Below are 21,016 nucleotides of genomic sequence, written 5' to 3'. Positions count from 1 at the left end.
ACGAGGTGAATTATGGCGTTTCAGGCCCGGCAACGTGACCCGATTTTCGACGCGGCCACCCAGGCGGTGATTGAACGACGCAGCAAGGAGCTGATCGGCGTCGGCATGGTGCTTCTTGGCCTGGCCATTGCACTGATCGTCGGCAGTTACGCGCCCGAGGATCCCAGCTGGTTCGCCGCCACCAACGGTCCGGTGCAGAACTGGCTTGGTCTGCCGGGGGCCTACCTGGCCCCGATTCTGAAGATCGGCCTGGGCTATGGCGCTTGGGCGCTGGCGCTGGGCATCGCGACCTGGGGGATGCGGTTCATCCTGCATTGGGGCGCAGAGCGTATCCTGCCGCGCGCGCTGTTCCTCGTGCCCGCTGTGTTCATGGTGTCGGTCTATGCCTCGACCCTGGTTCCGGGCCCCGCCTGGAACATCAGCTTCGGCCTGGGCGGCGCATTGGGCGATACGATCCTGGGCATGGTGCTGAACTTCCTGTCGGTGAATTTCCAGTTTGGCGTCAAGGCGATGTCCGTGGTGTCTGGCCTGACCGCCATCGCCCTGATGACCTATGCGCTGGGCTTCACCGGGGCCGAGCTGAAACGGTTTGGCCGCATGCTGCTGGGTGGCATGATCCTGATTTATGACTCAGTGCTGAAGATCACCGGCAAGGGCATGCGCGGCGCAGCCGTGGGGGCCGTGGCCGGGGCTGCGGGTGCCGCCAAGGGTGCGCAGGGGCTGCGGGCGCGCATGGCCGAACGTCGTGCCGAACGTGCCGCCATGGCCGAGGCCGTGGTGGAGGATGACGAAATCCTGTTCGAGGATGACGACACCGATTTTTCGGCCCCACCGCCGCTGCGCGCCAGCCGCGTGGTGCGCGCCGAGCCGCCCTTGGAGGCCGCGCAACCTGTCGCCGCTCCGGTGCCCGAAGCACCGCCCGTCATGGCCGCACCCGCGACCGATCCGCAGGTCGAAAGCCCGCGCACGGGTCTGCTGGGCCGCATTTCGCTGCTGAAGCGCCAGCCCGAACCGCAGATCCCCGAACCTGAACTGATCGAAAACGCCTTTGCGGGCGAGCTGCCTGCGGACATGGGCGACGAGGACCGCATCAAGGCCAAGGTGGCCCAAGCGCTGAAACAACGCGCCCGTGCGGTGCCGACCCTGACGGCCACGGCAACTGCTGCGCCGCGGCTTGAGCCGACCGTGACCCGCCGCCATGCGCGCGGGCCGCAACCGATGATCCTGGACACTTCGATCCCAGCCCAGCCGCCGGTCGAGGAGCCCAATATCTTTGCCGCCGACATGGCAGAGCCGATGGGTGAACCCATGGCGGAGACCGCCGAACCGATGGTCGAGATGCCCGCTCAGGCTGCCTATGCGCCGGAAGCGGATGATGTGCTTGGCTATGACGAAGCTCCGATGGTGGACCCCGAACCGGCGCCGCGCGTCTATACCCCGGCGCCGAAACCGGCCCCCGCGCCGGAGCCCAAGCGCGTGGTGCAGCACCAGGCCAAGAAACCCGCCGTGCCCTCGGCCCGGGCCAAGGCCGAGGCCCAGCCCAGCCTGCAATTCGAGGACAAGGCGGTCGAATACGAGCTGCCGCCGCTGTCGCTCCTGACCAACCCGGTCTCGATCGAACGGCACCACCTGTCCGACGAGGCGCTGGAAGAAAACGCGCGCATGCTAGAAACTGTGCTGGACGACTATGGTGTGAAGGGCGAGATCGTCAGCGTGCGCCCTGGCCCCGTCGTTACCATGTACGAGCTGGAACCGGCTCCGGGCCTGAAGGCATCCCGTGTGATCGGTTTGGCCGATGACATTGCCCGCTCCATGTCGGCCCTGTCCGCCCGTGTCTCCACCGTGCCGGGCCGCAGCGTGATCGGCATTGAACTGCCCAATGAGAACCGCGAGAAAGTGGTGCTGCGCGAGATCATCTCGACACGTGATTTCGGCGACGCGAACATGCGCCTGCCGCTGGCGCTGGGCAAGGATATCGGGGGCGACGCCATTGTCGCGAACCTGGCCAAGATGCCTCACCTGCTGATCGCGGGGACCACCGGGTCGGGTAAATCCGTCGCGATCAACACGATGATCCTGTCGCTGCTTTACCGCCTGACCCCGGACGAATGCCGCTTGATCATGATCGACCCGAAGATGCTGGAACTCAGCGTCTATGACGGCATTCCGCACCTGCTCTCGCCTGTCGTGACCGACCCGAAGAAGGCGGTCGTCGCCCTGAAATGGGTCGTGGGCGAGATGGAAGAACGTTATCGCAAGATGTCCAAGATGGGCGTGCGCAACATCGAAGGCTACAACGGCCGGGTGGCTGACGCGCTGGGCAAGGGCGAGATGTTCGAACGCACCGTGCAGACCGGGTTCGACGAGGATACCGGCGAGCCGATCTTCGAGACTGAGGAGCTTCAGCCCGAGAAACTGCCCTATATCGTCGTCGTTGTCGACGAGATGGCCGACTTGATGATGGTTGCGGGGAAAGAGATCGAGGCCTGCATCCAGCGCCTGGCGCAGATGGCGCGTGCCTCGGGCATCCACCTGATCATGGCCACGCAGCGCCCGTCGGTGGATGTGATCACCGGTACGATCAAGGCGAACTTCCCGACCCGGATTTCGTTCCAGGTGACGTCGAAGATCGACTCGCGGACCATCCTGGGCGAACAGGGTGCCGAGCAACTTCTGGGCATGGGTGACATGCTTTACATGGCTGGCGGCGCACGCATCACCCGTGTGCACGGTCCCTTCGTGTCGGACGAGGAAGTCGAGGAAATCGTCAGCTATCTCAAGAGTTTCGGCCCGCCGGAATACATGAGCGGCGTGGTCGACGGACCGGCGGATGAGAAGGCCGATGACATCGACGCGGTTCTGGGCCTGGGTGGCAATACCAATGGTGAAGACGCGCTTTACGATCAGGCCGTCGCCATCGTGATCAAGGATCGTAAGTGTTCGACCTCCTACATCCAGCGCAAGCTGGCGATCGGCTACAACAAGGCCGCACGTCTGGTTGAGCAGATGGAGGAGGAGGGACTGGTCTCTGCCTCGAACCACGTGGGCAAGCGCGAAATCCTGGTGCCGGAGCAGCAGTAAGGGGCCAGGAATTTCTGGCACTCTTCGGCGGGTCTCTGCCTTGTGAGGGCCAGGGGGGTGCCAAGCGGCGCGGCAGCGACTATGTGGAAGATATGAAACTGTTTCGCATTGCCCTGCCCGCCGTCCTGTCTGCCGCCGTGTTCGCGGCGTCTGCCCTACCCGCCGCTGCCGAGAAGCTCTCGATGGCTGAAATCTCGACCTACCTGAATGCGATCAAATCCGCGCAGACGCGGTTCGTGCAGGTCAATGCGGATGGCTCGCAATCCACCGGCACCGTTTTCATCAAACGCCCCGGCCGCGCGCGGTTCGAATATGACCCGCCGGTCGATGCATTGGTCATGGCGGGGGGGCAGCAGGTGGCGATCTTCGATCCGAAATCGAACGCCGGCCCCACGCAATACCCGCTGAGACGCACGCCGCTGAACCTGATCCTGGCACGCCGCATTGACCTCAGCCAGGCGCGGATGGTGGTGGGGCATGGGGAAGAGGATGGTATGACCACGATCACCGCCCAGGACCCCAAGAACCCGGAATATGGCACGATCCGCCTGTTTTTTTCACATGAACCGGTGACGCTGCGCCAGTGGATCATCACGGATGGGGCCGGGGATCAGACCAAGGTGATCCTGGGAGATTTTGACCGTGATGTCGAGCTGGGCAGCGCCATGTTCTCCATCCCCACCGAGACGCGCAAACGTCTGGGGGAATGATCCAAGCTCTGGGCCCGCGCCTCAGCGGCGCGAGCAGTTTGCGAGCTGCACCCGGTAGGTTTCGGCCCGTTCAGCCACCCGATTGGCCACGTTCAACAGCCAAGGTTTCGACCGGTAGGTGCCGCGTGCATACCCGCCGCGCCCGTCGTGATAGGCCAGGTACTGGTTGCGCGCATCCGACAGCGGGATGCCCAGTTCCTCGTAACTTTGTGTCATGTACCAGCCCATGAAATCCGTTGCGTCGCGGATATCATCACGCTTGGCGCCACGGCCCCCTTCGGCGCGCTGGTATTCCTTCCAGGTCGCATCCAGCGCCTGGGCATAGCCATAGGCCGAGCTTTGCCGTCCCATCGGCAGCACGCCCAGCACGTATTTCACCGGTGTGCGGTTGTCGCCGATGAATTTCGATTCCTGGTGGATGATCGCCATCTGCACATGCACGGGCACCCCCCATTTGCGTTGGGTACGTTTCATGGCCTTCAGGTAGGTCGGCCGCTGTTTCACGATGCTGCACGCGTTGTCCAGATTGCGTGGTGCCTTGCTGCCCCCGCCGGAACAGGAAGCCACCAGAAGAATGACGATGCATGCGCGAAGAAGTCTGCTCATCTGCCCCTCGCTTTTGTTTTGTGGGTATTCTACCGCAGCGAGCGTGGCGAAGGAACCCCGGTTCAGATCACAAAAGCGAGGATGAGCGGAAGTGCGGCCACCGACAGCAGGGTCGAGACGACGACCAGCCCGGCCACCGCATCTGCATCCGCGCCGTATTTCTCGGCCAACAGGTATGAGGTGACGGCGACGGGCGTCGCAATCTGAACCACCAGCACGCCGAAGGCCACGCCGGTCAGGCCGAACCACAGGCCCACGCCCCAGGCTGCGGCCACGCAGATCACCACCTTCAGTGCGCTCAGCCACACCGCCCGCGACACCGCGCCCGGATGCAGTCGCGCAATGGCCACGCCCAGGGTCAACAGCATCATCGGAATCGCAAGTTGCCCCAGAAGCTCCAGCGTATTGGTCAGGAACCGCGGGGTCTGCCAGCCCTGCCACAGGAACACGGCGCCCAGCACGGTGGCGCCGACGATGGGCTCCTTCAGCACCTTCAACAGTGATCCGCCGCCCGACACTAGCCAGAGTCCGAAAGTGAAACTGCCGATGGCCATCACCGCAAAAACCACCACGGCAAAGCCCAAGCCTTCATCCCCAAAAGCAAACAGGGCCAGGGGCAGTCCCAGGTTGCCGGTATTTCCGAAGATGATCGGGTTCAGATAGGTGCGCATGTTCAGCCCGGCCAACCTCAGCACAACGTAACTGATCACCGTAACCAGCGCATAGGCGGCCAAGGCGGCCAGAGAAACGGCGGTCAGGGCGGCCGGATCGACCTCGGTCTTCATCAGCGCGGTAAAGATCAGCGCAGGCACGGACAGGGTCATCGCCAGGCGCGTGATGAACTGGATCCGGTACTCAAACCCCAGTTTCACCCAGGCAAATCCGATGCCCGCCAACAGGAAAACCGGGGCGGTGATCTCCAACACTGTCAGAACAAGGTTCACAAACTGTTTCCCAAATACTTGGCCCGGCCACATGGACAAGCCTGCTCTGCCCGGAGTATTAATTGTTAAGGGGCTGTAAAACCATGCTGAAAACACGCGCAAAATACGCTTTGGGACAGGTTGTCCGTCACCGCAAACACCCGTTTCGCGGGGTTGTGTTTGATGTGGACGCGATGTTCTCTAACACCGAGGAATGGTATCAAGCCATTCCCGAAGAGGCGCGCCCGGCCAAGGATCAGCCTTTCTACCACCTGCTGGCGGAGAACGATCAGTCCTATTACGTGGCCTATGTCTCTGAACAGAACCTGGTCGCGGATTACTCCGGTGAGCCGGTCAGCCACCCCGATCTGCCAGACCTGTTCGGTGAATTCGAAGACGGGCATTACCCGCTGGAATTCCAGATGAACTGACGCCCGGCGGGGCGCATTTTAGACAGTTTGATCCCCTCAGAACCCCAGGGCGCAGCCGTCCTTGCGTGGGTCCGATGCGCCGACCAACAGGCCGCGCGCGTGGTCGATATGGATCGCCTGCCCGCCGCCCAGCGGGCCCTCGGGCACTTCAATCTGGTGTCCCATCTCGGCAAGTTCGGCCTGTACCGCATCGGGATAGCTGCGTTCCATCTTCAATACACCGCCGTCTGCAAAACTGCGCGGGGCGTCCAAGGCCTCCTGAAGCTCCATGCCGTGGTCGACCATGTTCGTCATGAAGCGCGAATGCCCCACCGGCTGATAGGCGCCGCCCATGACGCCGAAACTGGTGGTAATCCTGCCACTCTCGGCCAGCATGCCCGGGATGATGGTGTGCATCGGCCGTTTGCCGCCGCCCGCCTCGTTCGGGTGGCCCGGGGTCAGGTTGAACCCGGCGCCGCGGTTCTGGAACAGCAGGCCGAACTTGTCCGAGGCCAGGCCCGAGCCGAAACTGTGGTAAATCGAATAGATCAGGCTGGCCGCCATCAGGTCGCGGTCCACCACGGTCAGGTAGACCGTGTCCTTGTGTACCGCCTCCGTCAGCGGCGCAGGGGTCGCCATGGCCCGCTTCGGATCAATCAGGGCGGCCAGTTTTGCCGCCGTTTCCGGAGCCAGCATATGTTCCAGCCGGGCGGTGTGATCCGGGTCTGCGATGAAGCGGTTCCGCGCGTCATAGGCGAGTTTTGCGGCCTCGGCTTCCAGGTGTACCCGGGCAGCAGACAGAGGTGGGACCGGGTCGAAATGGGCCAGGATGTTATTCAATAGGATGGCCGTCGCGCCCTGGCCATTGGGCGGGTGCTCGATCAGCTCGACCCCCTTGTAGGCCCCCGAGACCGGCGTGGAGTCCGTACAGCGCGTGGCGGCGAGGTCGTCCAGCGTGTGACAGCCCCCCATCGCGCGCAGGCTGGAGATCAGGTCCTCGGCCACCTCGCCCTCGTAGAACCCGGTGCGGCCCTGCTGGGCGATGCGGCGCAACACTTCGGCCTGACCCGGCGCGTGAAAGAGGTCGCCTGCGGCATAGGGCGATGTCCCGTTCTTCAGGTGCAACGCCTTTGCTCGCCCACTCAAATGCCCGTCGCGGGCCGAGATAGCCCAATCGAAAGCCACGCGGGGGGCAACCGGAATGCCTTCTTCGCCATAGCGGATCGCCGGGGAGAGCACTTGCGCCAACTCCAGGTTGCCGTAGGTCTCGTGTAAATGGCAAAACGCATCCACGGCGCCGGGCAGCGTTACCGCGCGCACATCGCGAATCGGCATGGCCTTGTTCCCTTCGGCGCGCAACCGGTCCGGGTCCAACCCAGCCGGAGCACGACCCGAGCCGTTCAGACCGATGACCCGATCCTCATCCGCTGGTTTCAGCAACACAAAGCAGTCACCCGCCAGTCCGGTCATCTGCGGCTCGGCGATTCCGAGCACCGCTGCTGCCGCAATCGCCGCATCCACCGCGTTGCCACCATCCTGCAGTATCCCGACTGCAGTCTGGGCAGCCAGTGGATGCGAGGTGGCACAGATGCCCCGCGTGACGTAGACGGCCGAGCGGCCGGGCAGGTGGAAATCGCGCATGGGGCTCTCCTTCTGATCGGACCCTGTGTTCGGGCACGAGCCTAGGCACCTTGGCGAATTCTGCAACCATGTGGGGAGGGGACTGCGGGAAGAAGCCTCGGTGCCGCGCACTGGGTGGGGGCTGTTCAACGCGACACCGAGGGAAGCCTATGCAGCTACAGCCCTGTTATGACTCGTGTTTCGGGCCGGTCTGGGGACTCAATGGGGCAATTTCGCGGCATTCCCGAACGGAGCCCGGTTGGATCTGCGCAGAATGCAAAAGCACGCCCCAGGATGGGACGTGCCGATACTCGCACATAAATTGGGTCAGTTGGGCAGTTGGTCGCCCTTCAGTTCGATACGGAAACTCAGATGGTTCCGGCTGCCATCGCGGCGATAGGTCAGGTTCTGGGTAAGCTCTCGGATCAGGAACCAGCCGAATCCGCCCTCGGGCAGGTCCTGTTCCCCAAGCGCATCCAGATCATGCGGTAGCCCCATCGGCATCTCACCCCCGGGCATCGGTACGCCGTCATCAAGGATCTTGACGTCCAGTTCATCGCCGCGACGCACAACGTCCAGCTCGATCACGCCGATGTCGCGTTCCTGATATGCGTGTTCGACCACGTTGTTCAGTACTTCGGCCAGCACCAGTTCGACCGAGGCTTTGTCGTCCTGGCCCATCTCCAGATGGGCCAGTCCTTGCATGCAGCTCTTCAGAGCCTTGCGCACGGACAGCTGATTGCCGGGAAATACCAGATGCACCCGTTGCATCTGCGCCATCATGCCCTCCCGATGCAGGTCACGTGCGTGGCCCATGAAAGCGAACCTTTCAGGACGCATTTGCCACGTCGCCGCCCAGGACGCTCGCCGCACTCGCGTGAATGGTAAAGACAGTGTCCATGCGGGTCAGTTGGAAAACCTTCTTCACGGTCGGGCTCAGCCCCGCCAGTTCCAGGACCTTTTCCTTGCCGACCTGTTTCATCGAGGCGACGACGGCACCCAGACCCGAACTGTCGATGAAGCCGACCTGCGCCATGTCCAGCACGATCCGATCCGGCCCATCTTCGCACAACTCGCGCATCCGGTCCTTGAAGGTAATCGCCACGGCGGCATCGATCCGGCCTTCGCCGACGGTGATGAGCCGCATGTCCTTGGTGTCAGTATAATCAAGCTGCACGGTTTTTCTCCTTCCCGAGGGCATCTTCGGAAATGAGGCTAGACGTGTATCGTTACCATTCGGTAAGCGTGGGTCGGAATTTCGGGAGTTTAGGAGAAAGCCATGAAGAATGTCGTGATTGCAGGGGCGGCGCGCACGCCGATGGGAGGCTTTCAGGGCGCGTTTTCCGGGGTAACGGCCTCGGAACTGGGCGGTGCCGCGATCAAGGCCGCGCTGGAAAACTCAGGTGCCGACGTTGCGGATATCCAGGAGTTGCTGATGGGTTGCGTGCTGCCTGCTGGTCAAGGCCAGGCTCCCGCGCGCCAGGCAGGATTTGCCGCCGGTCTGGGCGAAGAGGTCCCCGCCACGACGCTGAACAAGATGTGTGGGTCGGGCATGAAAACCGCCATGATCGCCTATGACCAGGTGGCACTGGGTGACACCGATGTGATGGTCGCGGGCGGCATGGAAAGCATGACCGAAGCGCCCTATGTGCTGCCGAAGATGCGTGCGGGCGCGCGGATCGGCCATGGTGCGGTGGTCGACCACATGTTCCTGGACGGGCTTGAGGATGCCTATGACAAGGGCCGCCTGATGGGGACATTCGCCGAGGATTGCGCCGAAAGCTTCCAGTTCACCCGCGAAGCGCAGGACGAATATGCGCTGAAATCGCTGTCCAACGCGTTGGAAGCACAGAAGACCGGCGCCTTCGAGGGCGAAATCGCCCCGGTCACGCTGAAGACCCGCAAGGGCGACGTGGTGGTGGGCGAGGATGAGCAGCCCGGAAATGCTCGCCCCGACAAGATCCCGACGCTGAAGCCCGCCTTCCGCAAGGAGGGCACGGTGACCGCAGCCAACAGTTCGTCTATCTCGGACGGCGCCGCGGCGCTGGTGATCGCCTCGGAGGAGGCCGCGAAGGAAAAGGGTCTGACCGTGCGCGCCCGCATTCTGGGTCACGCCAGCCACGCCCAGGCGCCTGGCCTGTTCACCACCGCGCCGGTGCCCGCCGCGCAGAAGCTCCTGGACAAGCTCGGGTGGGACAAGGACGACGTGGATCTGTGGGAAGTGAACGAGGCCTTTGCCGTCGTGCCCATGGCCTTTATGCGGGAAATGGGCCTGGAGCGGGACAAGGTGAACGTCAACGGCGGCGCCTGCGCGCTGGGCCACCCGATCGGCGCCTCGGGCACGCGGATTATGGTCACGCTGTTGAATGCGCTGGAGAAACGCGGGCTGAAACGCGGTGTGGCCGCCATTTGCATCGGCGGGGGCGAAGGCACGGCCATCGCGATCGAGCGGGTCTGATCCCGCTTTTCTTGCCGCAAGTACCTTGGGGTCCGGGGCAAAGCCCCGGTCTTCCGCTTTCAAGGAGCGCCGAGATGCGTGTGAACTACTCTGACCTGGCCAAGCAGATCGCCGCCTTGACTGATGGCGAGAGCGACGAGGTCGCCCTGATGGCCACCTTGGCCTGTGAAATCCACCATTCGGATGACAGGTTCGACTGGACCGGCTTCTACCGTGTGGTTGCGCCGGAACTGCTAAAGATCGGCCCCTACCAGGGCGGCCACGGCTGCCTGGTCATCCCGTTCTCGCGCGGGGTCTGCGGCGCGGCGGCGCGAACCGGCGAGGTGCAGCTGGTCGCTGATGTTGACGCCTTCCCTGGCCACATTGCCTGTGCCAGCTCGACCCGGTCTGAGATTGTCCTGCCCGTGTGGAACAAGCTCGGCGAACTGATCGCGGTGCTGGACATCGACAGCGACCAGCCGGATGCGTTCACCGGGGAAGACGCCTCGGAGCTTGCCTCCATTCTCACGGCCACTTTCTCCCGCTGACACCCCTGTCATGCTGCTCTGCGGCGAGTTTTTCGCTTGCCGCGAATCACCCTTTGCCGCCATTCATGAAAAAACGCGTGAAAATTTCACGCACATTTTCATCTGGGGGCCCGAATGCTGCACAGCAATCCGAACAGCACCAAGACGCTTGGCGCCGACATTCGTGCGCTGCGCAAGTCGCGCGGGCTGACCCTGACCGACCTAGCCGAGACCCTGAACCGCTCGGTCGGCTGGCTCAGTCAGGTGGAGCGCGACAAGTCCGAACCCTCGATCTCGGACCTGCGTGAAATCGCGGGCGCGCTGGGCGTGCCCATGTCCTTCCTCTTCGCCCACAACTCTGCCCCTGCGGACGAACAGGGCTACGTGGTTCGTGCGGGCACGCGGCGGCCGATGGGCGCGGGCGAAGAAGGGTTGATCGAAGAACTGCTGTCGCCCGACCTGACCGATGATTTCGAGATGGTGCACTCCACCTTCGCGCCCCGCTCGGCGATGCAGAAACCGGCCAACCGCCCGACACAGGAGGTGGGCTACATGGTTTCCGGAAAGCTGGATCTGGAGATCGGCGGGCGTCACTTCACAGTTGGCCCCGGCGACAGTTTCCGCATCAAGCATGAGCCCTATCAATGGGCCAACCCCTATGACGAACCGGCCGTGGCGATCTGGGTGATCGCGCCGCCGGTCTACTGAGGAGGACGGAATGAAAGGTGATTGTCTTTGCGGTGCCGTTTCCTTTGAAACCGATGCCACACCTCAGGGCGCTTCGATGTGCCATTGCGGCCAGTGCCGCAAGCAATCGGGCGGTATCTGGTCCTCGGCCTATGTGCCCGAAGCTGACCTCACCATCACTGGTCCGGTCAGCTGGTTCGCCTCCAGCGACACGGCCAAACGCGGGATCTGTCCGCGCTGCGGTTCCTTCCTGTTCTGGAAGGCCCATGACGAAGACACCATCAGCTTTTCGCTTGGTTCAGTCAACGGCCCCACCGGCCTGACGCTGAGCAAGCACATCTTTGTCGCCGACAAGGGCGACTACTACGAAATTGCGGACGGCGTGCCGCAAAAGGACTGAGGAGACGGGCATGAAGTACAAAGGATCCTGTGAATGCGGTGCGGTGGCCTATGAGGCCGAGGCAGCCCCCCGTGATGTGACCATCTGCCATTGCGGCCAGTGCTTGCGTACCAGCGGCCATGCTTGGGCTTCAGTGTCGGTGCCGGCGGACAGCATTACGCTGATCCGCAGCGATGGGCTGAAATGGTTCACATCCTCGGAGATCGCACGCCGCGGATTCTGTCAGGAATGCGGCTCTAGCCTGTTTTTTGATGTCTTTGGCAAGAATCGTACAGCCATCGGCGCTGGAACCCTTCACCAGCCTACCGGCCTGAAAACCGGCAAGCATATCTTTGTCGCGGACAAGGGGGATTACTACGACATCTCCTGCGCCGCTCCGCAATTCGAACACTACGACTAAGGGAGAGACCATGTCTGATTTTCCAACCAAGGCCCGCGTGGTCATTATCGGCGGCGGCGTCGTCGGCGCCTCGACCCTTTATCACCTGGCCAAGAAGGGCTGGACCGACTGTGTGCTGCTTGAAAAGAACGAGCTGACCGCGGGCTCGACCTGGCACGCGGCCGGGAACGTACCGACCTTCTCGACCTCCTGGTCGATCATGAACATGCAGCGCTATTCGACCGAGCTCTATTCCCGTCTGGGTGAGGAAGTCGACTATCCGATGAACTACCACCAGACCGGTTCGATCCGCCTGGCCCACACCAAGGAGCGCATGCAGGAGTTCGAGCGTGCCTGCTCGATGGGCCGCTACCAGGGCATCGAGATGGAGATCTGGACCCCGGAACAGGCCAAGGAACGCTATCCGTTCCTGGAGACCCACGACCTGGTCGGCGTGCTCTGGGATCCCTCGGACGGTGACATCGACCCGGCGCAGGTGACCCAGGCCCTGGCCAAGGGCGCGCGCGACATGGGCCAGAAGATCATCCGCTTCTGCCCGGCCACCGGTGTCACCCAGAAGGAAGACGACAGCTGGATCGTGCACACCGACAAGGGTGACATCGAATGCGACTACGTGGTCAACGCGGCGGGCTACTATGCCCAGCGGGTTGGCGAGATGTTCAAGCCCTATGGCGGGCGCACCGTGCCGATGATGGTGATGGAGCACCAGTACCTGCTGACCGAGCAGATCCCCGAGATCGAGGCCTGGTCGAAGGAACACGGCGGCAAGCTTCCCCTGATCCGCGACGTGGATGTCTCCTATTACCTGCGTCAGGAGAAACACGGCTATAACCTCGGCCCCTATGAACCCAACTGCAAGGCGCATTGGGTGGATGCCGAAGACGCCATGCCCGAGGATTTCAGCTTCCAGCTGTGGCAGGAAGATCTGGATCGGATCGAAGATATCGTCGTCGACGCCATGGCCCGCGTGCCGCTGATGGAAAGCTCGGGCGTGTCCAGCGTGATCAACGGCCCGATCCCTTATGCACCCGACGGGCTGCCGCTGATGGGGCCGATGCCAGGTGTGAAAAACGCCTTCGAGGCCTGCGTCTTTACCTTCGGCATCGCCCAGGGCGGCGGGGCTGGCAAGGTGATGGCCGAATGGATCGTCGATGGCGCGACCGAGTGGGACATGTGGGCCGTCGATCCGCGCCGTTACACCGACTACACCGACCAGGATTACTGCAATAAGAAGGGCATGGAAGTCTACGGCAACGAATATGCCATGCACTTCCCGCATCACGAATGGCCCGCGGCGCGCGACAAGAAACTGTCGCCGGTGCATGACAAGGTCATCGCTGCGGGTGGCGTCATGGGCGCCTATAACGGTTGGGAACGCGCCAACTGGTTCGCGCAGGAAGGCGATGACACTTCGCTGGAAGCCACCCACACCTGGGGACGTTCGGGCCCGTGGGAGCAACGCATCAAGGAAGAATGCGAAGCGGTGCGCGATCACTGCGGAGTTCTGGACCTGCCCGGCTTCTCGCGCTTCATGGTCAAGGGTGAAGGTGCGGCTGAGGCGCTGCGGGGTCTGGTCACCGGGGGCCTGCCCAAGGTCGGCCGCATGAACTTGGTCTATGTCGCCGAACACCGCGGCCGCATCCTGACGGAAATGTCCTGCATGCGCCTGGGCGAGGATGAGTTTGTCATGATCACCGCTGCCACCGCGCAGTGGCATGACCGCGACATCCTGGTGAACGCCATGCCCAAGGGTGTGACCGTCGAGGATGTGACCACCACCCGCGATACGCTGATCGTCACCGGCCCTGCGTCGCGTGAGATCCTGTCGGGTCTGACCGATGCGGATCTGACCACCGGCTGGCTGACCCATCAGTCGGCCACCGTCGCCGGTCAGCCCGCGCATCTGGTGCGTGTTTCCTTCGCCGGGGAACTGGGCTGGGAAGTCCATGCGCTGAACGCGCACATGCCGACGATCTACGACGCCATCACCGGTGCCGGTGCCAAGCCTTTTGGCATGTATGCGCTGAATAGCTTGCGCCTGGAGAAGGGCTATCGCGCTTGGAAGGGCGACCTGTCCACGGATTATTCGATGCTGGAAGGCGGGCTGGAGCGTTTCGTCAAGCTCGACAAGCCGCAGGACTTCCCGGGCAAAGCCGCGATCTTGGCTGAGAAACAGCAGGGCGTCGCGAAGAGCTTCGTCACCCTGCTGGTCGAAGCGGGTGATGCCGATGCGCCCTATATGTCCTGTGTCTGGTCGGGTAATGAGATCGTCGGCGAGACGACCTCGGGCGGCTGGGGCTACCGGGTGAACAAGTCGATCGCCCTGGGCATGGTCCGTGCGGAACTGGCCGTGCCGGGCACCGAGCTGGAGGTCGAGATCTACGGCGAGAAGTGCAAGGCGGTGGTGCAGGAAGACCAACCGCTTTGGGATCCGGAAAACGCCCGTATCCGGGCTTGATGTGAAAAGGGCGTCGCCCCGCGCGGTGGGGCGGCACCTGACTTGGGGTGGGCGTTTGGGGAGTGGTACTCCCACGCACGGCTGAAAGCCGGGCGGCGCCCGACCCTCCCCACGGGAGGGCGCTTTGCAACGTTGCATCCTGCGTGATCGTCACGCTTGTGTCACCGACATCGCGTCTTTCCACCCTTACGACCGCCCTCGCAGGCTCGGGTGCCGCCCGGCTTGCAGGGCAAACAGGGGATAGGCACGATGAACCAACCGCTGCGCCACGCCACAACGGCGGCAGACACGATCCGCTTCGACATCCTCGTCAGCGACGGTTTCGTCCTGATGGAGCTGGCCGGTGTGGCGGAGCCCATTCGCATCCTGAACCGGGTCACCCTGCAGGACGGAGTCTCGTTCCGCTACCTCAGCCGCCATGGCGGGCGCATCGCCTGCCGGGCGGGGATCGACTTGGACACGGACCCGGTGCCGGAAAAACCCGACGCCGATTACCTGGTCGTGATCGGCAATACCGACCCGGCCGCGCCCGGCCTGTCGGTGCAGGACATCATCCGCCGCTATACCCATCGCGGCGCCAAGGTCGTGCTGCTGGCCGAGGCCGCCAGTCGCCATATCGCCGAAACCACCCCCGACAGCCCGCACACCACCCATTGGGAGAACTCCACCGTCCTGGGCGAAACACCGGTCAGCTTCGACCCGAAGTTTGCCCTGGCGGTCGAGGATGGCGCGATCCTGACTTGCGCCGGGATGGGGGCGACCGTCGACCTGATCCTGTCTCTGCTGACCCGTCACGTGCCGACCGCCAAGGTCATGGCGGTGGCAGGCGTCCTGCTGCATGACCGCATTCGTGACTTTGCCACCCAGCAACCGATTGGTGGCCCCACGGTGAACGCCACCGGCGATCGCGACCTTGATGCGGCGATCGAGCTGATGCAGGCCAATACCGAGGAGCCCATTCCGATCCACGAACTGGTAGCGCTGCTGGGCCTGTCGAACCGCTCGCTCGAACGCAAGTTCAAGCAGCGCTTGGGCACCACGCCACACCAGTTCTACCGCGCGCTTCGTCTGAACAAGGCCAACAACCTGCTTCTGAACACCTCCATGTCGATCCAAGAGATTGGCATCGCCTGCGGTTTCCTGGGCGGGTTTTCCGGCCCATTTAAGGCGATGTTCGGCACCACCCCGCAGCAGGTACGCGCCCAAAGAACCCGTCACGGCTGACGCTTTTGCCCGGATTCGGGGGATATCTGCCGCTTTTCGCGATATCATGACGCCTGAGCCGTGCCACCGTTCCCGCGTCCACGGACCACGATCACACTCACCACTATCCATAGGAGCGCCCCATGGCTGATCTTCCCACCCACGCCCGCGTCGTCATTGTCGGCGGCGGAGTCATCGGCTGTTCGGTCGCCTATCACCTGGCGAAACAGGGCTGGACCGACGTGGTCCTGCTGGAGCGCAAGCAGCTGACCTCCGGCACCACCTGGCACGCCGCCGGGTTGATCGCCCAGCTGCGCGCCACGGCGAACATGACCAAGCTCGCGAAATACTCGCAGGAGCTCTATGGCAACCTTGAGGCTGAAACCGGCGTTGCCACCGGCTTCAAGCGCTGCGGCTCGATCACCGCGGCCTTGACCGGTGAGCGGCTCGAAGAGCTGCACCGTCAGGCCGCCATGGCCCGCGCCTTTGGTGTCGAGGTCGAGGAAATCTCGCCCGCCGAGGTAAAGGCGAAGTATGAGCACCTGAACATCGACGACGTGACCGGCGGCGTCTATCTGCCCCTGGACGGGCAGGGCGACCCGGCGAACATCGCGCTGGCGCTGGCCAAGGGCGCGCGGCAGAACGGCGCGGTGGTCAAGGAACGTATCAAGGTTACCGGCGTGGCCAAGGCCGACCGGCGTGTGACCGGGGTGGATTGGGTCTCGGACGACGGGTCCGAACAGGGCCACATCACCTGCGACCACATCGTCAACACCGCAGGCATGTGGGGCCACGAGGTCGGTCGCATGATGGGCACCAACGTGCCGCTGCATGCCTGCGAGCACTTCTATATCGTGACCGAGAACATCCAGGGCTTGACCCAGATGCCGGTGCTGCGCGTGCCGGACGAATGCGCCTATTACAAGGAAGACGCAGGGAAAATCCTGCTGGGCGCCTTTGAACCCAACGCCAAGCCCTGGGCGATGAACGGGATTCCCGACACGTTCGAATTCGACCAGCTGCCCGAGGATTTCGACCATTTCGAACCGATCCTGGAAGCCGCCTGCAACCGCATGCCGATGCTGGCGGAAGCGGGGATTCACACCTTCTTCAACGGGCCTGAGTCATTCACACCCGATGATGCCTACCACCTGGGCCTCGCGCCCGAGATGGACAATGTCTGGGTCGCCGCCGGCTTCAACTCGATCGGCATCCAGTCGGCGGGCGGCGCCGGTCAGGCGTTGGCGCAGTGGATGGATGATGGCGAAAAGCCTTTTGACCTGGGCGATGTGGACATCAGCCGCATGCAGCCGTTCCAGGGCAACAAGACCTACCTCTACGAACGCTCCAAGGAAACGCTGGGCCTGCTCTATGCCGACCACTTCCCGTTCCGCCAGAAGGCCACCGCGCGTGGTGTGCGGCGCACGCCCTTCCACCACCACCTGAAGGAACAGGGCGGCGTCTTCGGTGAAATCGCCGGTTGGGAACGCGCCAACTGGTTTGCCAATCACGGCCAGAAGGCCGAGTACGAATACACCTGGGGCCGCCCGAACTGGTTCGAAAACTCCGCCGCTGAACACCGCGCCGTGCGCGAAAACGTCGGCATGTATGACATGTCCTCCTTCGGCAAGATCCGTGTTGAAGGCCCGGATGCCGAGGCGTTTTTGAACTACATCGGCGGCGGCGACTATTCGGTGCCGAATGGCAAGATCGTCTATACCCAGTTCCTGAACTCCCGCGCCGGGATCGAAGCGGATGTAACCGTAACCCGTCTGACCGAAACCGCCTATCTGGTCGTCACCCCGGCCGCCACGCGTCTGGCGGATCAGACCTGGATGGAGCGCCACAAGGGCGACTTCCGCGTCGTCATTACCGACGTGACGGCGGGCGAGGGCGTGCTGGCCGTCATGGGCCCCAACGCGCGCAAGCTGCTGGAAGCGGTCAGCCCGGCTGATTTCTCCAACGCCGTGAACCCCTTCGGCACCGCGCAGGAGATCGAGCTGGGCATGGGCCTGGCCCGCGCGCACCGCGTCACTTACGTGGGCGAGCTGGGCTGGGAGCTCTATGCTTCCTCCGACATGGCAGGGCACATGTTCGAAACCCTGTTCGAGGCAGGCCAGGACATGGGGCTGAAGCTTTGCGGCATGCACATGATGGACAGTTGCCGGATCGAGAAAGGCTTTAGGCACTTCGGCCATGACATTACCGCCGAGGATCACGTTCTGGAGGCCGGTCTGGGCTTTGCGGTGAAGACCGACAAGCCCAACTTCATCGGCCGCGACGCGGTGCTGGCGAAGAAGGAAACAGGGCTGGAAAACCGTATGGTGCAGTTCAAGCTGACCGACCCGGAGCCGCTGCTGTACCACAACGAGCCGATCATTCGTGACGGCGAGATCGTCGGTTACCTGTCCTCAGGCAACTACGGCCACCACCTGGGCGGCGCCATGGGCATGGGCTACGTGCCCTGCAAGGGTGAGAAACCGGCGGATGTGCTGGCCTCGACCTATGAAATCGACGTGGCCGGCACCCGGGTGAAGGCCGAGGCTTCGCTGAAGCCGATGTATGATCCGAAGGGCGAACGCGCCAAGGCGTGACCCCACCGCCCGGAAGGGTTTGTTAACCTCAAGCACCTACCCTCGCCCCAAGCGCGGGTGGGTGTGCCCCCGCCAAGGATTAACCGGGCCTTTGGGGGCGCAATGAAACACGATACCAACCTGACCGATTTCACGCTGGCCGAACACATGCGCATCACCGATGCGGAAGTGGCGGAGCGCAAGCGCATGCTGGGCCTGACGCCCGCGCATGAGCAGATCCTGGCCGGGTTCGATCAGGCCATTCGCGAATGTGCCGAGGGGCTGATCGAGGATTTCTATCTCCAACAGACCGAGTTTACCCAGATCCAGGCGATCATCGGCGATGCGGATACGCTGAAACGGCTCAGGGCCTCCATGCGCGGCTATGTGATCCGGCTGTTCAGCGGCAATTACGATGCGGATTACGTGAACTCGCGCCTGCGCATCGGCAAGGTCCATGCCCGCATTGGCGTGCCGCCGAAGACCTATGTCGCCTCGATGCACCGGTTGGAGCATCACGTGACGACGGTCCTGACGGAAAGCTACGGCTATGAGCCCTCTTGCGGGGCGCTGACCAAGTTGATGCTGTTCGACCTTGGCCTGGTGTTGGACACCTATATCCAGGGGCTGGTGAACGAGGTCGAACTGGCCCGAGACGAGGTGCTGAACCATTCCGAACGGCTGGAACGCATCGTGCGCGAGCGTTCGGCTGAAATCCGGCGCATGACACAGATCGATGAGCTGACCGGGCTTTTCAATCGCCGCCATTTTCTGGAGCTGGCCAAAGACGCCTGTGACAAGGCCAAGCGTGGGGGCACCGCCGTGTCCTTTGTCTTTGTCGACCTGGACCGGTTCAAACGGGTGAATGAGGCGCTGGGGCACCAGGCGGGGGACCGCATCCTGGCCCAGGTCGGTGCTGTGGTTGCGGAGCTGCTGGGCGATGATGGCATTGCCGCGCGGCATGCGGGCGACGACTTCTGGGTCCTTTTGCCCCGCACCGATGCGGATGGGGCGCAGGGGTTTGGCGAGGCCCTGTCGGCGCGGCTGCCCGAGGTCGAAGGCCTGCTCCTGACCGCGCGCTATGGCATCGCCTCGGCGGGGCAGGGCAGTTACCCTTCGCTGGACGAGCTCATCGCGATTGCGGATGGGGCATTGCACGCAGAGGACCTTGTGGGGCCCTCGCGTGAGGAACCGGAAGAAGGTGAGACCATTGTGTTCCAGCGCAGCCAGCTGCCCGGCGCATAGGTGCGCGCGCTGGTGTAGCGACGCAATCCGGACGCTGATATCTGGCATCACAAATCTTCATGACATGTGTCGCGCATGGCACTTCTGAACGCGTGAAATGCTGCCATAACAGCGCCATGAAGACACCACGGACCGTACAGAACCAGGATACGCCGCAGGGGCTGGCCTTTGCCGTCACCGCCTATGTCCTTTGGGGATTCCTGCCGCTTTACATGAAGGCGCTGGCGCATATTCCCGCGCCCGAGGTGGTGGTGCACCGGGTGCTCTGGTCCGTGCCCGTGGCCGGTGTGCTGCTGATCGTCTTGGGACGGACCCGCGACTTGGCGACCGCGCTGCGTTCGCCGCGTACCCTGGCAATGGGCTGCGTGACGGCGGCGCTGATTTCGGTCAACTGGGGCATCTATGTCTGGGCGATTGCCGTGGACCGGGCGCTGGATGCCGCCCTTGGGTACTACATCAATCCGCTCTTTTCGATCTTCCTGGGGGCGGTGCTGCTGGGCGAGCGTCTGACCCGCGCGCAAATGGCTGCCATTGCTCTGGCCATTGGCGCCGTGGCGGTTCTGACCTTCGAGGCTGGATCGCTGCCCTGGCCCGCCATTGCGCTGATGTTCAGCTGGGGCTTCTACGCGCTGGCCAAGAAACAGCTGCCGATCGGGCCGAACCAGGGTTTCATGCTGGAGGTGCTGATCCTGACCGGCCCGGCGCTGGTCTATCTGGCCTGGCTGGTGGCAAACGGGCAGAGCCATTTCGGCGGCTCCGTTTTTGACACCTGGATGCTGGTGGGGTGCGGGTTGGTCACCGCAGTGCCGCTGATCATCTACGCCAATGGTGCCAAGCTCTTGCGCCTGTCGACTGTGGGCATCCTGCAATATATCGCGCCGACGATGATCTTCCTCACTGCTGTCTTCGTCTTTGGCGAACCTTTCGGCGGCGCACAGGCGATTGCCTTCCCGATGATCTGGGCTGCGCTGGTGATCTACAGCTGGTCGATGGTCAAACAGGTGCGCCGCGCGACCTGAGCCTTGCCCCTGCGGCGCCAGCCCGCTATCTCGCGCCCCATGGACGCCTATTGCCCCCCTGATACGCCGCTCGACATCCTGCACCAGGACCACGAGCTTCTGGTCGTGAACAAGCCCTCGGGGCTCCTGTCCGTGCCGGGACGGGGCGAGCACCTGGCCGACTGCCTGATCTCCCGCATCCAGGCGGTCTTTCCCGAGGCGCTGCTGGTGCACCGTCTGGATCGTGACACCTCCGGCGTGATGGTCTTTGCCATGACGCCCCATGCACAGCGGCACCTGGGCCTACAGTTCGAGAAGCGGCAGGTGAAGAAGGTGTACATCGCGCGGGTTTATGGCGAGGTCGAAGGGGGCGAAGGCACCGTGGACCTGCCCCTGATCGTCGACTGGCCCAATCGCCCGCGCCAGCATGTGGATCATGAGAACGGCAAACCCGCCGTGACTGATTGGAAAGTCGCCAAGCGTGGCGACAATGAGACCCGCATGCGCCTGTTCCCGCAAACTGGTCGCAGCCACCAGCTCCGCGTGCATATGTTGGAGCTTGGCCATCCGATCCTGGGCGATCCCTTCTACGCCACCGGCCCCGCGTTGGACGCTCCGCGTCTGATGCTGCATGCAGAGAGCCTGCGCCTGCGCCACCCGGATGGCGGGCGGGGCATGACCTTCAAGGCGAAATGCCCGTTTTGAGGCGCCTGCCCAAACGTCAACCGCGCCCCGGCG

At 63.3% G+C, this 21,016-nt stretch carries 19 protein-coding genes; 14 read left to right on the top strand and 5 right to left on the bottom strand.

Translation table 11 applies throughout. The annotated features are described in order from the left end of the window. The first annotated feature begins 12 nt into the window (after window positions 1-12). Together ACO07D_RS06135 and ACO07D_RS06130 are read left to right on the top strand one after the other, a co-directional pair. Window positions 13-3,081, top strand: a complete 3,069-nt coding sequence (locus tag ACO07D_RS06135; protein WP_421702068.1) for a DNA translocase FtsK 4TM domain-containing protein — start codon at window positions 13-15, stop codon at window positions 3,079-3,081. A gap of 92 nt (window positions 3,082-3,173) precedes the next feature. Next, window positions 3,174-3,791: a LolA family protein gene (locus tag ACO07D_RS06130; RefSeq protein WP_421702067.1), complete on the top strand. Its 618-nt coding sequence runs from the start codon at window positions 3,174-3,176 to the stop codon at window positions 3,789-3,791. Window positions 3,792-3,812: 21 nt separating this feature from the next. On the opposite strand, the gene ACO07D_RS06125 is transcribed toward ACO07D_RS06130, so the two are convergent. After that, complete coding sequence (locus ACO07D_RS06125) at window positions 3,813-4,397, bottom strand: lytic transglycosylase (protein WP_421702066.1); 585 nt, start codon at window positions 4,395-4,397, stop codon at window positions 3,813-3,815. Between the two features lie 62 nt (window positions 4,398-4,459). Further along, window positions 4,460-5,341: an AEC family transporter gene (locus tag ACO07D_RS06120; RefSeq protein ID WP_421702065.1), complete on the bottom strand. Its 882-nt coding sequence runs from the start codon at window positions 5,339-5,341 to the stop codon at window positions 4,460-4,462. A gap of 83 nt (window positions 5,342-5,424) precedes the next feature. On the opposite strand from ACO07D_RS06120, the gene hspQ reads away from it, so the two are divergent. Beyond that, window positions 5,425-5,751 carry a heat shock protein HspQ gene (hspQ, locus tag ACO07D_RS06115; RefSeq protein ID WP_421702064.1) on the top strand — a complete coding sequence of 109 codons (327 nt, stop codon included), beginning with the start codon at window positions 5,425-5,427 and terminating at the stop codon, window positions 5,749-5,751. Window positions 5,752-5,787: 36 nt separating this feature from the next. Here hspQ and ACO07D_RS06110 read toward each other — a convergent pair whose 3' ends face one another. From ACO07D_RS06110 to ACO07D_RS06100, 3 genes are all read right to left on the bottom strand, one after another. Next, window positions 5,788-7,371, bottom strand: a complete 1,584-nt coding sequence (locus tag ACO07D_RS06110; protein WP_421702063.1) for a gamma-glutamyltransferase family protein — start codon at window positions 7,369-7,371, stop codon at window positions 5,788-5,790. 306 nt (window positions 7,372-7,677) lie between these two features. Then, window positions 7,678-8,166, bottom strand: a complete 489-nt coding sequence (locus ACO07D_RS06105) for an ATP-binding protein (protein WP_421702062.1) — start codon at window positions 8,164-8,166, stop codon at window positions 7,678-7,680. Window positions 8,167-8,179: 13 nt separating this feature from the next. Beyond that, window positions 8,180-8,527 carry an STAS domain-containing protein gene (locus ACO07D_RS06100; RefSeq protein ID WP_421702061.1) on the bottom strand — a complete coding sequence of 116 codons (348 nt, stop codon included), beginning with the start codon at window positions 8,525-8,527 and terminating at the stop codon, window positions 8,180-8,182. A gap of 102 nt (window positions 8,528-8,629) precedes the next feature. Between ACO07D_RS06100 and ACO07D_RS06095 the strand changes: the two genes are divergently transcribed. From ACO07D_RS06095 to ACO07D_RS06045, 11 genes are all read left to right on the top strand, one after another. Then, window positions 8,630-9,808, top strand: a complete 1,179-nt coding sequence (locus ACO07D_RS06095; protein WP_421702060.1) for a thiolase family protein — start codon at window positions 8,630-8,632, stop codon at window positions 9,806-9,808. A gap of 74 nt (window positions 9,809-9,882) precedes the next feature. Then, entirely contained in the window at window positions 9,883-10,335 is a 453-nt protein-coding gene (locus ACO07D_RS06090; protein ID WP_421702059.1) for a GAF domain-containing protein, read from the top strand. Window positions 10,336-10,449: 114 nt separating this feature from the next. Continuing rightward, window positions 10,450-11,022: a helix-turn-helix domain-containing protein gene (locus ACO07D_RS06085; RefSeq protein WP_421702058.1), complete on the top strand. Its 573-nt coding sequence runs from the start codon at window positions 10,450-10,452 to the stop codon at window positions 11,020-11,022. 10 nt (window positions 11,023-11,032) lie between these two features. After that, window positions 11,033-11,401: a GFA family protein gene (locus tag ACO07D_RS06080; RefSeq protein ID WP_421702057.1), complete on the top strand. Its 369-nt coding sequence runs from the start codon at window positions 11,033-11,035 to the stop codon at window positions 11,399-11,401. A 10-nt stretch (window positions 11,402-11,411) separates the two neighbouring features. Then, window positions 11,412-11,801 (top strand): GFA family protein, encoded by a 390-nt coding sequence (locus ACO07D_RS06075; RefSeq protein WP_421702056.1) that lies wholly within the window; start codon window positions 11,412-11,414, stop codon window positions 11,799-11,801. Window positions 11,802-11,811: 10 nt separating this feature from the next. After that, a complete protein-coding gene (locus ACO07D_RS06070; protein WP_421702055.1) occupies window positions 11,812-14,259 on the top strand; it encodes a GcvT family protein in 2,448 nt (815 codons plus the stop codon). A 249-nt stretch (window positions 14,260-14,508) separates the two neighbouring features. After that, entirely contained in the window at window positions 14,509-15,483 is a 975-nt protein-coding gene (locus tag ACO07D_RS06065; protein ID WP_421702054.1) for a GlxA family transcriptional regulator, read from the top strand. Window positions 15,484-15,605: 122 nt separating this feature from the next. Then, window positions 15,606-18,056 (top strand): GcvT family protein, encoded by a 2,451-nt coding sequence (locus ACO07D_RS06060; protein WP_421702053.1) that lies wholly within the window; start codon window positions 15,606-15,608, stop codon window positions 18,054-18,056. 102 nt (window positions 18,057-18,158) lie between these two features. Next, the gene (locus tag ACO07D_RS06055; RefSeq protein WP_421702052.1) at window positions 18,159-19,280 is read left to right on the top strand and encodes a GGDEF domain-containing protein; all 1,122 of its coding nucleotides are present in this window, start codon (window positions 18,159-18,161) and stop codon (window positions 19,278-19,280) included. A 116-nt stretch (window positions 19,281-19,396) separates the two neighbouring features. Next, window positions 19,397-20,299 (top strand): EamA family transporter RarD, encoded by a 903-nt coding sequence (gene rarD, locus ACO07D_RS06050; protein WP_421702051.1) that lies wholly within the window; start codon window positions 19,397-19,399, stop codon window positions 20,297-20,299. A gap of 39 nt (window positions 20,300-20,338) precedes the next feature. Further along, window positions 20,339-20,983 (top strand): RluA family pseudouridine synthase, encoded by a 645-nt coding sequence (locus ACO07D_RS06045; protein ID WP_421702050.1) that lies wholly within the window; start codon window positions 20,339-20,341, stop codon window positions 20,981-20,983. Window positions 20,984-21,016 lie beyond the last annotated feature (33 nt).

Source organism: Aliiroseovarius sp. (assembly GCF_965228805.1).
Taxonomy (GTDB): domain Bacteria; phylum Pseudomonadota; class Alphaproteobacteria; order Rhodobacterales; family Rhodobacteraceae; genus JASBTN01.
Note: the sequence above shows the minus strand (reverse complement) of the source record. Positions and strands in the feature narration are given on the sequence as shown.

Excerpts from the sequence above, each read along its gene's own strand:
- ACO07D_RS06060 (WP_421702053.1), top strand. The coding sequence starts at position 15,606 with ATGGCTGATCTTCCCACCCACGCCCGCGTCGTCATTGTCGGCGGCGGA.
- ACO07D_RS06065 (WP_421702054.1), top strand. The coding sequence starts at position 14,509 with ATGAACCAACCGCTGCGCCACGCCACAACGGCGGCAGACACGATCCGC.
- ACO07D_RS06085 (WP_421702058.1), top strand. The coding sequence starts at position 10,450 with ATGCTGCACAGCAATCCGAACAGCACCAAGACGCTTGGCGCCGACATT.
- ACO07D_RS06090 (WP_421702059.1), top strand. The coding sequence starts at position 9,883 with ATGCGTGTGAACTACTCTGACCTGGCCAAGCAGATCGCCGCCTTGACT.
- rarD (WP_421702051.1), top strand. The coding sequence starts at position 19,397 with ATGAAGACACCACGGACCGTACAGAACCAGGATACGCCGCAGGGGCTG.
- ACO07D_RS06080 (WP_421702057.1), top strand. The coding sequence starts at position 11,033 with ATGAAAGGTGATTGTCTTTGCGGTGCCGTTTCCTTTGAAACCGATGCC.
- ACO07D_RS06125 (WP_421702066.1), bottom strand. The coding sequence starts at position 4,397 with ATGAGCAGACTTCTTCGCGCATGCATCGTCATTCTTCTGGTGGCTTCC.
- ACO07D_RS06070 (WP_421702055.1), top strand. The coding sequence starts at position 11,812 with ATGTCTGATTTTCCAACCAAGGCCCGCGTGGTCATTATCGGCGGCGGC.
- ACO07D_RS06055 (WP_421702052.1), top strand. The coding sequence starts at position 18,159 with ATGAAACACGATACCAACCTGACCGATTTCACGCTGGCCGAACACATG.
- ACO07D_RS06130 (WP_421702067.1), top strand. The coding sequence starts at position 3,174 with ATGAAACTGTTTCGCATTGCCCTGCCCGCCGTCCTGTCTGCCGCCGTG.
- ACO07D_RS06045 (WP_421702050.1), top strand. The coding sequence starts at position 20,339 with ATGGACGCCTATTGCCCCCCTGATACGCCGCTCGACATCCTGCACCAG.
- hspQ (WP_421702064.1), top strand. The coding sequence starts at position 5,425 with ATGCTGAAAACACGCGCAAAATACGCTTTGGGACAGGTTGTCCGTCAC.
- ACO07D_RS06110 (WP_421702063.1), bottom strand. The coding sequence starts at position 7,371 with ATGCGCGATTTCCACCTGCCCGGCCGCTCGGCCGTCTACGTCACGCGG.
- ACO07D_RS06075 (WP_421702056.1), top strand. The coding sequence starts at position 11,412 with ATGAAGTACAAAGGATCCTGTGAATGCGGTGCGGTGGCCTATGAGGCC.
- ACO07D_RS06135 (WP_421702068.1), top strand. The coding sequence starts at position 13 with ATGGCGTTTCAGGCCCGGCAACGTGACCCGATTTTCGACGCGGCCACC.
- ACO07D_RS06105 (WP_421702062.1), bottom strand. The coding sequence starts at position 8,166 with ATGGGCCACGCACGTGACCTGCATCGGGAGGGCATGATGGCGCAGATG.
- ACO07D_RS06095 (WP_421702060.1), top strand. The coding sequence starts at position 8,630 with ATGAAGAATGTCGTGATTGCAGGGGCGGCGCGCACGCCGATGGGAGGC.